At 43.7% G+C, this 14,138-nt stretch carries 12 protein-coding genes; all 12 read left to right on the top strand.

The window, feature by feature from the left end:
• Positions 1–68: 68 nt before the first annotated feature.
• The 12 genes from tenA (at position 69) to narI (ending at position 14,110) form a co-directional block, all read left to right on the top strand.
• Positions 69–749 (top strand): thiaminase II, encoded by a 681-nt coding sequence (gene tenA, locus HCK02_RS06130; RefSeq protein WP_167629213.1) that lies wholly within the window; start codon positions 69–71, stop codon positions 747–749.
• Positions 736–1,554: a hydroxyethylthiazole kinase gene (thiM, locus tag HCK02_RS06125; RefSeq protein WP_167629212.1), complete on the top strand. Its 819-nt coding sequence runs from the start codon at positions 736–738 to the stop codon at positions 1,552–1,554. The genes tenA and thiM overlap by 14 nt, the downstream gene beginning before the upstream one ends.
• Positions 1,551–2,354: a bifunctional hydroxymethylpyrimidine kinase/phosphomethylpyrimidine kinase gene (gene thiD / locus HCK02_RS06120; RefSeq protein WP_167629211.1), complete on the top strand. Its 804-nt coding sequence runs from the start codon at positions 1,551–1,553 to the stop codon at positions 2,352–2,354. Before thiM ends, thiD begins: the two co-directional genes overlap by 4 nt.
• Positions 2,351–2,977 carry a thiamine phosphate synthase gene (gene thiE, locus HCK02_RS06115; RefSeq protein WP_167629210.1) on the top strand — a complete coding sequence of 209 codons (627 nt, stop codon included), beginning with the start codon at positions 2,351–2,353 and terminating at the stop codon, positions 2,975–2,977. Before thiD ends, thiE begins: the two co-directional genes overlap by 4 nt.
• A 194-nt stretch (positions 2,978–3,171) precedes the next feature.
• Positions 3,172–4,530 (top strand): MucBP domain-containing protein, encoded by a 1,359-nt coding sequence (locus HCK02_RS06110; protein ID WP_167629209.1) that lies wholly within the window; start codon positions 3,172–3,174, stop codon positions 4,528–4,530.
• 143 nt (positions 4,531–4,673) lie between these two features.
• A complete protein-coding gene (locus tag HCK02_RS06105) occupies positions 4,674–5,591 on the top strand; it encodes an AEC family transporter (protein WP_167629208.1) in 918 nt (305 codons plus the stop codon).
• 147 nt (positions 5,592–5,738) lie between these two features.
• Positions 5,739–6,131, top strand: a complete 393-nt coding sequence (locus HCK02_RS06100) for a DUF4064 domain-containing protein (protein ID WP_167629207.1) — start codon at positions 5,739–5,741, stop codon at positions 6,129–6,131.
• 310 nt (positions 6,132–6,441) lie between these two features.
• A complete protein-coding gene (locus HCK02_RS06095) occupies positions 6,442–7,344 on the top strand; it encodes a TMEM175 family protein (RefSeq protein WP_167629206.1) in 903 nt (300 codons plus the stop codon).
• 295 nt (positions 7,345–7,639) lie between these two features.
• The gene (locus tag HCK02_RS06090) at positions 7,640–11,317 is read left to right on the top strand and encodes a nitrate reductase subunit alpha (protein ID WP_167629205.1); all 3,678 of its coding nucleotides are present in this window, start codon (positions 7,640–7,642) and stop codon (positions 11,315–11,317) included.
• Complete coding sequence (gene narH / locus HCK02_RS06085; RefSeq protein WP_167629204.1) at positions 11,307–12,875, top strand: nitrate reductase subunit beta; 1,569 nt, start codon at positions 11,307–11,309, stop codon at positions 12,873–12,875. The genes HCK02_RS06090 and narH overlap by 11 nt, the downstream gene beginning before the upstream one ends.
• On the top strand, positions 12,868–13,443 hold the full coding sequence (narJ, locus tag HCK02_RS06080; RefSeq protein ID WP_246215538.1) for a nitrate reductase molybdenum cofactor assembly chaperone: 576 nt from the start codon (positions 12,868–12,870) through the stop codon (positions 13,441–13,443). The genes narH and narJ overlap by 8 nt, the downstream gene beginning before the upstream one ends.
• A complete protein-coding gene (gene narI, locus HCK02_RS06075) occupies positions 13,433–14,110 on the top strand; it encodes a respiratory nitrate reductase subunit gamma (RefSeq protein WP_167629202.1) in 678 nt (225 codons plus the stop codon). Before narJ ends, narI begins: the two co-directional genes overlap by 11 nt.
• The last annotated feature ends 28 nt before the right edge of the window (positions 14,111–14,138 follow it).

Here is a 14,138-nt window from a genome sequence, read left to right as displayed (position 1 = left end):
AATAGAAGGCGCGTTTTTTTGTGCTAAGAAATAGGCGCATTTTTTCTAGAAGAAAGGATGATGTCTAGATGGAATTTGTAAAAGCTTGGGAAAAAGAAGCGAGGGTTGTTTGGCAGGAAAGCCTTACACATCCGTTTGTACGAGGTCTTGCTGATGGTTCGCTCGAAGAAGAAAAGTTTATTTATTACTTATTGCAGGACCATTATTACCTCACTCATTTTGTGAAAGTTACTGAACTCGCGAAAATGCAAACGCGTGATCCAAAGGTTGAATTCGAAATGGATCGCGTACTTGAACGCTTACGCACTTCTGAACTGAGCATGCGCGAAGCTTTTTATCCGCGTGCGGGCATTTCGGATCAAGCATTAACGTCGGTGCAACCGTCGCCAGCGGCTTATCATTATACATCTCATTTGTACCGGATGGCTTTTTCGGATGAATTTGGGATAACGATGGCTTCACTTCTGCCATGTTATGCGCTATATGCGGATATGGGCAATCTGTATCTGAAGGAAAGGAGCCCACATCCGCTTTATCAAGAGTTGCTAGCGAGTTATGCGGCTAAGGAATATCAAGCGGCCGTTTTCTTGCAAAGAGAATTGGTGGAAAAAGCGGCGCAGAACGCAAGTGAGGCTGTGCGTGAGCGAATGCGCAAAGGTTTCCTCATCAGCGCGGAATTAGAGGTCGAATTTTTCAATATGGCATTCCAAAAACAAGTATGGCGAGGTGTAAAAAATGAGACGGTTTGATTTATTGGAACAAGTGAAAAAACAAAATCCGTTAGTACATAATATTACAAATATTGTGGTGGCAGGTGATTCAGCAGATGGTTTGCTTGCGATTGGAGCTTCACCGATCATGGCATCGGCAGCAGAAGAAGTAGCGGAAATGGCAACAGCATCGGATGTACTCGTGATTAACATCGGAACGCTTGATGCCGAGCTTGTTTGGGCGATGAAACAAGCCGGGAAAGCAGCGAATGAGGCTGGAACTCCGGTTGTTCTTGATCCCGTTGGAGTTGGGGCAACACGTTTTCGGCGCAAGGTGGTAGCTGAGTTGCTTGAGGAGGTCAAGTTTACGGCGATTCGCGGTAACGCTGGCGAAATGGCTGTACTGGCAGGCATAGCGTGGCAAGGGAAAGGTGTCGATGCGGGAAGTGGCGATGCCGATCAAGTCGAAATCGCGCGTCAAGTGGCGAAGAAATACGAAACGATCGCTGTTTTAAGCGGGGCGAGCGATGTGATCTCGGATGGCGATCAGTTTGCGAAAATCACAAATGGCAGTAAACTTTTACCAAGAATTACGGGTTCGGGCTGTCTTTTGAGCGCGGTTTGCGGAGCGTTTATTGCGGCTTCCCCAACTGATGCGGCTTATCTAGCTTGCCTTGAAGCCTGTGCGAGCTATGCGGTTGCTTCCGAGTTCGCGGAAGAAAAACTTGGTTCCACGAATCTACCTGGATCGTTTCGACCGGTATTTTTGGATGCGCTTGCGAATTGGTCGAAGGAAGCTGTTCAGGAACGTGTCATGCTCGAAGAAAGGAGCCATCCAGAATGAAAATTGCAAAAGCGTTAACGATTGCTGGTTCTGATAGCGGCGGCGGGGCTGGGATTCAAGCTGATTTAAAAACTTTTCAAGAACGCGGCGTTTACGGGATGTCGGTGATTACAGCGGTGACCGCGCAAAACACGCTTGGCGTGAAGTCGTTTCATAAAGTTCCAACGGCGATTTTGGATGACCAACTCGCGGCGATTCGTGAGGATTTGATGCCGCAAGCGGTGAAAACGGGGATGCTCGTGGATGCGGAGGTAATTCAGCATGTGGCGGCTGAACTGAAAAATTGGTCGGGTATTCAGCTTGTGATTGATCCGGTGATGATTGCAAAAGGCGGGGAAGCGCTGCTTGAAAGGGAAGCTCTTCAGGCGCTCCAGGAAGACTTGCTGCCGCTTGCGACTTTGATTACGCCGAATATTCCGGAGGCGGAAGCGTTAGTTGGGATGCGGATCGAAACGGCGGAAGCGGTCGAAAAAGCGGCGCGGATGCTCATAGATTTGGGGGCAGGCGCTGCTCTGATCAAAGGCGGTCATGCGAATACGGAGCAAGCTACGGATTTCTTTTTTAGTCCACAAGAATCTATTTGGCTTTCAAGCGAGCGCTTTGATACGCCACACACGCATGGAACGGGCTGTACTTTTTCAGCGTGCATCACAGCGGAGCTTGCGAAGGGCAAGTCACTTGTTGAAAGTGTTCGTACTGGCAAGGAGTTCATTCGCTGTGCGATCAAAGAAACACTCGGAATTGGCCACGGTCATGGGCCGACCAATCATTTTGCTTACCGGGAGTGTGAGCAGAAATGAGGCAAGAACTGGCGGTTTATTTGATAGCAGGAACGCAGGATGTTGCAAAGGCGAATTTGGTCGGCTTTCTGGAGAAAGCTTTACAAGCCGGGATTACTTGTTTCCAGTTTCGTGAAAAAGGGGTTGAAAGTTTAACGGAACGCGTCCAAATGATTAAAACGGCGCGAAAATGTCAGTTGCTTTGCCAAACTTACGGAGTTCCATTTTTTGTAAATGACGATGTTGAGCTCGCGCTTATGCTCGGCGCAGACGGTGTTCACGTTGGGCAGGACGACCGCCCGGTTCAGGAAGTGATCGAGCTTTGCGGCGCGAAAATGAAAGTGGGGCTATCTGTGAGTTCGCTTCAAGAAGCAACGGAAGCAAGCAACCTGCAAGGACTCGACTATATAGGCGTGGGCCCGATTTTTGCGACGAGCTCTAAGGCGGACGCGAAGGCCCCAGTCGGTCTTGCACTTTTGGAAGAGATACGTCAAGCGGGCATTGAGTGCCCTGTCGTTGCGATTGGCGGGATTACGACAGAAAATGTTTCGGCTGTCTTGCAAGCAGGTGTGGACGGTGTGGCGGTCATTTCCGCTCTTACGCAAGCTGCGAATTTAGAGGAAGAAGTAGCTAAATTGAAATGAAGTTATGTTTGGTTTCTTGGCTAGGGGTAGCAAGAAGCCAAACACTTTTTTTGATTGAAAGCCAAAAAGCAATCAATGTTCACAAAATAGACATAATAGCAGTTTTTTTGTAAAAAAAAGTGAATTTCTTCCATAGCGATAGGCTTTTTTGACATGTTATTATATACGAAATAACAAATAAGGGAGTGTCATAAGTGGTCAAAAGATTTGTTAGCCTCTGGGGGATTTTATTAATTGGGTTATTTCTATTTATTCAACCGCTAGACGTAAGTGCACAGAGCGAAGCGGAATATGATTTAAAAGTCAACTATAACCCCGCTTCATTTGAAAAATTCAAAGTGAACCTACCTCTTCCTGAAGAATTGAAAAATCAAGAATTGGAGTATGAAATATCGTTAATAGCCAATTTCTTTAGTTATAAATCAAATACACCATTAAGAATGAAATCCGTAGATTATAGTCATACTATTTCCCCGGCAAGTGAGCAAAATAGCATTCAAATGTCATCCATCAATAATTTTTTCAAGAGCAGTTCAGATATTAATTATCAAGGCTTCACGATTTTTATTGATTACCAAAATAAAGTAGACGGTACGGTCACACGAGTTTGGTACAATATCAAGTTTATTAACGGTTTAGTGACAGCTTATTATTTGGATGAAAACGGGAATGAACTTGTCCCGCCATTTCAGTCTATTGGAACGATTGGCGAGCCTTACGCCGTCCAAGCAGCACCTCAAATCCCAGGTTATTCATTAGTAAACATTGAGGGGGCTGAGCAGGGGATTTATATAGACCCCATTTTAACGAATCAAACACAAGAAGTTATCTATACGTATACCGCTGAATCTGCACCTCAAAAAGGACAGGTTATCGCTTCTTTTGTAGATGAAAATGGAGATAAACTTGCAGAACCAGAAAGCATTGAAGGTGAAGTGGGGCAAGCATATCAAATTGATGCTAAGCAGTTGGAAGGTTATCAATTGAAAACCATTCGTGGCGAACAAAAGGGAGTCTTTTCACTTGAACAGCAAAATGTCCAATTTGTTTATGCAAAAACAGTAGAACCAGTCGCTGAAAAAGGACAAGTTACCGTTCACTTTTTAGATGAAGAAGGAAAAAAACTCGCGGATGATTTTGTGATGCAAGGCGAACTAGGTGCGCCATACGAAGTTAAAGTAGAGTCCATTCCTGGTTATCAGTTTAAAGAAAATATCGGAGAGCTTGCAGGAACATTTAGTGACACAAATTCAGAAGTGACGCTTGTCTATGAAAAAGAATCCATACCGCATCGTCCAGATCAAAGTGAGAATATTCCGCGAGAAGAGCCGGCACAAGGCAAAGAAAATAAAGATGCGCCCCGCGAGCCTGAATCCACAATCAAAACAAATTCGCAAATCAGCGTGGATCCAATCGCAAGCTCTTCAAGGGGAAATGCTACTAGATTCAAACAAGTCTTGCCTGCAACAGGTGATCATTCTGGATGGGCGGCACCACTTTTTGGCTTATGGGCTGTTGCTATTGGAGCTTTCTATTTATATAAAAAGCAATAAACCGTACGAATCAATTTGAGGATGTTGAATCAAAATAAATTTGATGATGTTGGATCAAAATGTAATCAAAAGTTGACTAAAATTTAAAAAGCGCTAAACTAGAATCAAGACAAAGAATAGCGCTAACGAATTGAGGGAGACTTATGTTTAAGATTATCTTTGAACAAAACATCATCTTATTTATTTACATACTTATTGGAGCTTTTTTAGCTGCAAAAAAGAAATTTACTCCTGCAGGCATTCAACATGCTTCCTATTTTTTAATGAATATCGCGTTGACTTGCGCCGTCTTCAGCAGTTTTCAGACGTCATTTAGCATCGAAAAAGGTCGACTCATCATCAAGGCCGCCTTCCTTGCAGTGCTTTTGATCGGCTTTCTTTTTATGCTCAGCTTGATTCTGACAAAAATCTTGAAAATCAAACTCAGTAATCGCCCGATTTGGCAAGATTGCACGATTTTTTCCAGCATTTTGTTTATCGGCATTCCGATCGTGGATGCACTTTTCGGAGATGTGGGCCTAATCTTGCTCGTTGCCTTCAATACCGTATTCAACGTCGCGTTATTTAGTTTTGGCGAAACCATTTTTTCTGGGAAACTTGAGTTTTCATTCCGAAAATTAATGGCGACTCCAGCAATCCTAGGTATGCTAGCCGGTTTAGTTCTCTTTCTCCTTGACGTCCAATTGCCCCAAGTGCTTGGTACGCCGGTACAAATTTTGGGAAGCTTCACCGCGCCTCTTGCAATGATGATAAACGGAGCCCTATTCTACGGAACGCCGCTCTTCAAAGTGTTGCGCGAGAAGGATACCCTGTTATTTTGCCTGGTTCGGCTCGTCCTAGTTCCGGCGCTCGTGATGCTGATTTTTCGACCTTTTATTACGAACGACACTTTGTTTTCGCTGTTGGTGCTGGTTGTGGCTATGCCAAGTGGCTCTGTCAATTCAGTTTTTGCTGAAAAATATCAAGGAAAAGGCCAACTCGCGTCGCACTATATTATTTTATCTACGCTGTTTAGTTTGATTACGATTCCGATTGTGCTTGAGTTAAGTTCGTTGCTTTAAAGGTATGTCAAGAGATTTCTGCACCTAAAACAACGAATTTTAGACAAATTGTCAATAATTCGTCACGATTTGTGCTCATTTTTATGCTATGATAATAAAGTCGATATTGTATATTATGACAAAAAAAGGAAAAAGGGAGAAGCGAAAATGAATCCAAGAAAGACTGAATTTGTTTTAACTTTAATAGCTGGCATTACGGGGATAATAGCTGGTTTGTTTGGTATTTTAGGTGGAGGGTTAATAGGTGCTGTATCACAGTCATCGGAGATTGCGAATAATGCAGCGGTAGATACATCTGATATGGAAATCCTAGCAGCAACAGGAAGTATGGTCGTTGTTATGGCACTTCTTGCATTAGTTGTTGGCATCTTATTATTGATCTTTTCATTTTTCATCAAGAAAAATGCTAAGTTATGGGGAATCTTGACGCTTATTTTAGGGGTCATCGGTTTCTTTTTAATTGGATTCCTTTGGATTGTACCAGGCGTTCTAGCGGTTATTGCTGGAATTATGTGCTTGGCGAGAAAAGTATCTATTTAAATAGGTTTTGCTAGGGAAACGAGCAAACTTGGATTTGCTCCAGACTGCAGACAAAGTAGTGAAAAACTTTGTCTGCAGTCTTTTTTTAGCTATACTTGTGAAAGAACATAGATAAAACTTTGGGGGTGGTTGCCGAAACATCGAGATGAGATCCATCACCAAATGGCGTAAAAAGGTGGTTTATATAAAAACACGTGTGTACCAAGAAACACTCGAAAAAGAAATCACGGTGGTAAGGAAAAGCCGATTGCGTGGAAAGAAAAAACGTTTTTTAGAAGTTTAAATTGAAATAAACGGAGGCAAATTCAAAATGAAAGAAAGAATAACATTATTTAGCGATGCAATTTTTGCTATTATTTTAACGATTATGGTAATTGAATTACCAATAAACCTGACAAGTAGCGGAGAAATTATTATTATTGATTTGATAAGTGCGATCGGTATTTATTTTATTAGTTTTTGCTTTGTTGCGGGAATTTGGTTCCAAACAGCTAATGCCTTTAACCAGGTGCAAAAAGTACGAAATCAAGATTTAGTCGTCTATTTACTTTTGCTGTTTTTTCTCTCTCTTATTCCATCAACAACTAAATTATTAATTGAAGATACTAGTGTTCAAACGATGCTGATCTACGGCATTTTAAATTTAATTATAATGCTTTTTTTGAAACGATTGATTTATAGTTTGACTTTACAGAGTACAACGAACACCAAACTTAAGGAAAGATATAGAAAAGAACAGATTATACAAGGAATTCTGACGCTTTTTTTGCGAATTCTATTAATTATTTTTTCCATCTACTTTATTAAAGTAGCATTAATTATTTACCTCATCGTTCCTATTCTTTCGTTCTTGAGTAATATTGTCGAACACGAAGAAGATCGTTTTGTGAGTACATTAGATGAAAGTGAGCAAGTCCAATATTATCAAAACCGAAATAAACTATGGGGAAATCAAATGCGACGCTATTCTCAGTTGTTAAGAGAAGCATTGAAAAATAGTGAGCCAGATAGATGGCAATCCATTATAAAGGATTGGCAACATCAAATCGATCAAGAAATTCAGTTAAGAAAAGAAACAATGGAAACATCGCAAGAACCAAGGAAAATAGAATATGAGATTCAACAATTGCAAAAACAAAAAGAGCGAATTGAACGGCAAAAAGAACAACTTATCAGGCGGGATGGAAAAAATCGAGAAAATAGGAAAGAATAAAGCAGGATTTTCTCGTGGCTGTAGTTACAATAACGCTTTCTTAGAATAAATTGCATACTGAGGGAAATAAATCCTAAATGTTAAAAAGGCTAGAATTTGTGGGTTCTAGTCTTTTTTGCGGTTATAAATAAGTTGGAGTTGTAAAAGTGCCAGTTTTGCTATTATATGATACAAATTTTGCACCTTTTTTGTAACCCAAATATAGCGGTTTCCCTAATATGTAAATCTCCTCACAAGCGATATAGTATAACTAGGAAAATCTCTTGATTTTGAAATAAAAATAGAGGTGAAAAACGTGAAATATCGCAAAAAAGGATTAAAGTTCTTCAAACGAACGGAAAAATTTAATGGTAACTGGACGATTTTGGAAGAGAAGAGCCGCGCTTGGGAAAAAATGTACCGCGATCGTTGGGCGCATGACAAGGTAGTTCGCACAACACATGGTGTAAACTGCACGGGTTCTTGTAGTTGGAAAGTCTTTGTTAAAAATGGCATTATCACTTGGGAAAATCAAGCGACGGATTATCCTTCTTGTGGTGTCGATATGCCAGAATTTGAACCGCGTGGCTGTCCACGTGGCGCGAGTTTTTCTTGGTATGAATACAGCCCGCTTCGTGTGAAATACCCTTATGTGCGCGGCTTACTTTGGCGGATGTGGCAAAATGCACTCAAACAATATCCCAATCCGGTCGCTGCATGGGCAAGTATTGTCGAAGATCCAGAAAAAGCACAAGCTTACAAAGCCTCGTGCGGGAAAGGCGGACAAGTCCGCGTTTCTTGGAATGATGCGTATGTTTTAATTGGCGCGATGCTGCTTTATACGATCAAGAAATACGGACCAGACCGGATCGCTGGTTTTACGCCCATCCCGGCAATGTCAATGATTAGTTATGCGGCAGGCTCGCGTTTTATTACATTGCTTGGTGGCGAAATGCTCAGTTTCTATGATTGGTATGCGGATTTACCGCCTGCTTCTCCGCAAATTTGGGGCGAGCAAACCGATGTTCCCGAATCGAGTGACTGGTATAATGCCGGCTACATCATGATGTGGGGCTCGAATGTGCCGCTTACAAGAACGCCGGATGCGCATTTTATGACGGAAGTTCGTTACAAAGGAACAAAAGTTGTAGCGGTCGCGCCCGATTACGCTGAAAATGTGAAATTTGCCGATAACTGGCTTGCGCCGAATCCTGGAACCGATGCCGCGCTTGCTCAGGCGATGACGCACGTGATTTTGAAAGAGTTTTACCAAGATAAGAAAGAACCGATGTTTTTAAATTATGCAAGAAAATATACAGATTTGCCTTTCTTGATTTTGCTGGATCAAGATGCAAGTGGTGTTTATAAAGCGGGGCGTTTCCTTCGTGAAGCGGATTTTGGGAAGGAAAGTGAGCATGCGGAATGGCGCACTTGCTTGATTGATGAAACAACGGACACGGTTGTGTCGCCAAATGGAACCATCGGACAGCGCTGGGCTAAAGATGAAAAATGGAATCTGAGTCTTGAAAATGAAGATGGAACGGTGATTGCGCCGAAACTTTCCCTTCAAGAAGAAGGTCGGTTTGAAAAAATTGTTTTCCCATTCTTTGATGACGCCGGGAATGGCACATTTGAACGACATATCCCAGTGCGCGAAATGACGCTTGCGGATGGGACTGTTCGGAAAGCTGTAACGGTTTATGATTTGATGCTTAGCCAATATGGGATTGAAATGTTTGAAGGCGACGAACTTGCGGCGAAAGATTTGGATGATGAATCGAGCAAGTATACGCCAGCTTGGCAGGAAAAAATTACGGGTGTGAAAGCGAGTATTGTGACGCAAATTGCTCGTGAGTTTGCGCAAAATGCGATTGATACGGAAGGGCGTTCGATGATTATTATGGGCGCTGGGATCAATCACTGGTTCAATAGTGATACGATTTATCGATCGATTTTGAATCTCGTTGTGCTTACGGCGTCGCAAGGTGTGAATGGCGGCGGCTGGGCGCATTATGTGGGACAGGAGAAATGCCGCCCAATTGAAGGCTGGCAAACGGTTGCTTTTGCGAAAGACTGGCAAGGTGCGGTTAGACAGCAAAATGGGACTAGTTTTTGGTATTTCGCGACGGATCAATGGAAATACGAGGAAATGGAAAATGCGGCGCTGAAGTCGCCAATTGCGGATGAGCTGCGGTATCAACATCCAGCTGATTATAATGTGCTTGCGGCGCGACTTGGCTGGTTGCCTTCCTTCCCGCAATTTGATAAAAGCTCGCTTTCATATGGACAGCAGGCGGAAGAGAAGTCGGATGCGGAACTTGTGGATCAGCTGGTTGAGGATTTGAAATCTGGCGAAACGAATTTTGCGGTGGAAGATCCGGATAATCCAGTGAACTTCCCGCGTGGACTTTTTGTTTGGCGCTCGAATTTGCTTTCTTCAAGCGGGAAAGGGCAAGAGTATTTTATGAAGCATTTGCTTGGGACAACGGACAATTTGATGTCTAAGCAAAATGATGAGTTCCGACCGGAAGAAATGGTTTGGCGGGATGAAGAGGTTCGCGGCAAATTAGATTTGCTTGTGACGCTTGATTTCCGGATGACGGCAACTCCGATGTATTCGGATGTGGTGCTTCCAGCGGCTACTTGGTATGAAAAGACGGATTTATCTAGCACGGATATGCACCCGTTTGTTCATCCGTTTAATCCGGCGATTGATCCGCTTTGGGAATCGAAGTCTGATTGGAATACGTTTAGAGGGCTTGCTGAAGTATTTTCGAAGATGGCGAAACATGTTTTTGAGAAGCCGGAACGAGATATTGTGATGTTGCCGCTTGGGCACGATTCTGAGAAGGAAATTGCTCAGCCTTACGGTCAAATCAAAGACTGGAAGCGGGGCGAAGTTGAAGCTGTGCCGGGCAAAACAATGCCAATTTTTCAAGTCGTGGAACGCGATTATCGCGAAATTTACAATAAATTTATCACGCTCGGACCGAATGTTTCTAGCGGAAAGGTTGGTGCGCACGGAACGCAGTTTTCGGTAGCGCCGGAATACGAGGAGCTGAAGCAAATCAACGGTGTTTACGAAGACGATACGATTAAAAATGGCAAGCCGATTTTGAAAGATGCGCGACATGCGGCGGATGCGATTTTAACGATCTCGAGTGCAACAAATGGCAAGGTGGCGGTGCGTGCTTGGGAAAGTGCGGAGGAAACGACTGGGGTCGAGCTTGCTGATCTTGCGAAGGACCGGGAAGCGGAAAAAATCACGTTCCAAAGTATTACGGTTCAGCCACGTGAAGTGATTCCGACGCCTGTCTTTACGGGATCCAATACGAACGGGAAGCGCTATTCACCGTTTACAACGAATATCGAGCGTCTTGTTCCATTCCGGACGTTAACGGGAAGGCAGCAATTTTATTTGGATCATGAGTTGTTCTTGCAATACGGGGAATCGCTACCGATCTTTAAGCCGACACTTCCGCCACATGTGTTCGCAAAACGCGACAAGTTTGATGAGTCGCAAGATGCAAATGCGATCACGCTTCGTTATTTGACGCCACATGGGAAATGGAATATTCACAGTATGTATCAAGATAATCTTCACATGTTGACGCTATTCCGTGGGGGGCCGAATGTTTGGATTAATAATGAGGATGCTGATGCGGCTGGTATCGAAGACAATGATTGGCTTGAGGTTTACAACCGGAATGGGGTTGTAACGGCGAGAGCGGTCGTTAGTCATAGGATGCCACGTGGAACGATGTTTATGTATCACGCACAAGATAAGCACGTCAATGTGCCGGGCAGCGAACTTACGGGGCAACGTGGCGGCAGTCACAACTCGCCAACGAAGATTCATGTGAAACCAACGCAAATGGTCGGTGGTTATGCACAGCTAAGTTACGGCTTTAACTATTATGGACCGATTGGGAATCAGCGTGACTTGTATGTCAATGTGAGAAAACTGAAAGAGGTGGACTGGCTTGAAGATTAAAGCGCAAATTGGAATGGTAATGAATTTGGATAAATGTATCGGCTGCCACACTTGTAGTGTCACGTGTAAAAACACGTGGACAAATCGACCGGGCGCGGAATATATGTGGTTCAACAATGTTGAAACAAAGCCTGGCGTGGGCTATCCGAAACGCTGGGAAGATCAAGAAGAATATAAAGGCGGCTGGACGCTCAACAAGAAAGGCAAGCTAGAACTGAAATCGGGCTCAAAGCTGAATAAAGTGGCGCTTGGGAAGATTTTCTACAATCCAGACATGCCCGAAATGAAGGATTACTACGAGCCGTGGACGTATGATTATGAAAATTTGTTTTCACCTGACCAGCGGAATAATCAGCCGGTTGCGCGTCCAAAATCGGTTGTGACGGGTGCGAATATGGAAATTGAATGGGGTCCAAACTGGGAAGATGATCTTGCTGGAGCTCCAAAAACGATGCCGCAAGACCCGAACATGAAGAAAATTGAATCGGAAATCAAATCGAATTTTGAAACGGCGTTTATGATGTATTTGCCACGTCTTTGCGAACATTGTTTAAACCCAGCTTGTGTTGCTTCTTGCCCAAGTGGTGCGATGTATAAGCGTGATGAAGACGGCATTGTCCTTGTCGACCAAGAAGCTTGTCGTGGCTGGCGTTATTGCATGACAGGTTGTCCTTACAAAAAGGTTTATTTTAACTGGAAAACGAACAAAGCGGAAAAATGTACGTTTTGCTTCCCGCGGATTGAAGCTGGGCTACCGACGGTTTGCTCGGAAACGTGTACAGGGCGGATTCGCTACCTTGGCGTGATGCTCTATGATGCGGATCGCGTGAAGGAAGCGGCTGAAACGAAAGATGAAAAAGCGCTTTATGAAGCACAACTTGATTTGTTCATTGATCCAAATGACCCTGAGATGATCGAACAAGCGCGTAAAGATGGGATTTCGGAAGATTGGATTGAAGCGGCACAGAAATCGCCTATTTATAAGATGGCGAAGAAATACAAAATTGCGTTCCCGCTTCACCCTGAATACCGCACGATGCCAATGGTTTGGTACGTGCCGCCACTTTCGCCGATCATGAATTATTTTGAAGGGAAGGATTCGATTGAAAACCCGGATATGATCTTCCCGGCAATTGAAGAGATGCGCCTTCCAGTGGATTACTTGGCGAGTATTTTAACGGCTGGAAACACAGAAGTGATTAAGTCGTCGCTGCAAAAAATGGCAATGATGCGGCTTTATATGCGGGCAGCTTCTTCTGGACGTGACTTTGATGTGACCCGGCTTGAACGAGTTGGGCTTACGGAATCGGAAGTGAAGAAAATGTACCGCTTGCTCGCGATTGCTAAATATGATGACCGCTTCGTGATTCCAACAAGTCATAAAGAGGATTATGTGGATACTTACCGGGCGCAAGGTGGAACGGGTTATGCAAATGAAGTTTGTAGCGGCTGTAGTCTTGCTTCGGAACATGGGCAAGTGATGCAGGCACATGCAGATGGTAAGACGACGCAAGAAATGTATGAAGAAAGTTTCTATGGAGGGATTTGGCGTGATTAATGCAGCTGTTTTAAATGAAAAACGACCGGTATTTGGCAAACTATCAAGTCTGTTTGATTATCCGGATAAACTGTATATGAATGAAGCCTATCTTGGATCGGAACTAGATGCTGCTGAAGCGGAAACAAGGGATCTCCTTCTCCGCTTTTGGCAGGAAATTGAAATGAAAAGCCTCTTTGAGTTGCAGCAGTTTTACACGGACAGTTTTGATTTTACCAAAAAATTATCGCTTTATATGACGTTTTACAAATTTGAAGATGCGCGAGAACGCGGGCAAATGCTTTCGAAATTGAAGTTTTTATATGAAATGTTTGGGCTGCTTGCGGTGGATGCTGAGCTGACGGATTTTCTGCCCTTGATGCTTGAGTTTTTTGAGGCGGGCGACTGGTTTCAAGATGAGCGAGTGCAGGATTTAGAGGTGCTGTTTGGCGTGATGGAAGATGGCACTTACTTTTTATTGCAAAACTTGAAAGAAGAGGAAAATCCGTATCAGTACTTGGTTGATGCAGTCCGCGTGGAACTTAAAGCTTGTCTTTTGCAGAAGGAGGGTTCTCAGTATGTGGAATGAATTTTTGTGGATCATTGTCCCGTACTTGGTTCTTGCGAGTTTTGTTGTCGGTCACATTTTCCGCTATCGCTACGATCAGTTTAGTGTGACGGCGAAGTCGAGCGAGATGCTTGAGAAAAAGCAACTGATGATCGGCAGTCTCTTGTTTCACGTTGGGATTATTTTTGTGATCGGCGGGCATTTTGTTGGGCTCGTGATTCCAGAATCGTGGACGGCGGCGCTCGGGATTAGCGAGCATGTTTATCATATTTTTGCAGTCGGAATCGGTAGCATTTTTGGCGTGATGACGTTTGTCGGGATGTTCTTGCTAACGTTTCGGCGTCTTTCAAATCCAAGCGTACGCAAAATTAGTTCGGCGGGCGATATTATCGTGAACGTGACGCTCCTTTTGACCGTCCTTCTTGGGATGAGTAGCACACTTTTTGGGACGCAAGAAATCCCGGGTTTCGACTACCGGGAATCGATTTCGATTTGGTTTCGGCAGCTGTTCTTGTTCAGACCAGATGCGAGCTTGATGGTGCACGTTCCAGTTTTGTTTAAGCTACACATTTTGAGTGCTTTTGTGATTTTCGGATTATTTCCTTATACGCGGCTCGTTCATGCGTGGAGTGTTCCGCTTAGTTATTTGAAGCGGCGCTACATTGTTTATCGCAAAAATCCATCTTGATAATCTGGCTGTTTTTTTCAGTTAAATT

The organism is Listeria valentina (genome assembly GCF_011800755.1).
Lineage (GTDB): Bacteria > Bacillota > Bacilli > Lactobacillales > Listeriaceae > Listeria > Listeria valentina.
Note: the sequence above shows the minus strand (reverse complement) of the source record. Positions and strands in the feature narration are given on the sequence as shown.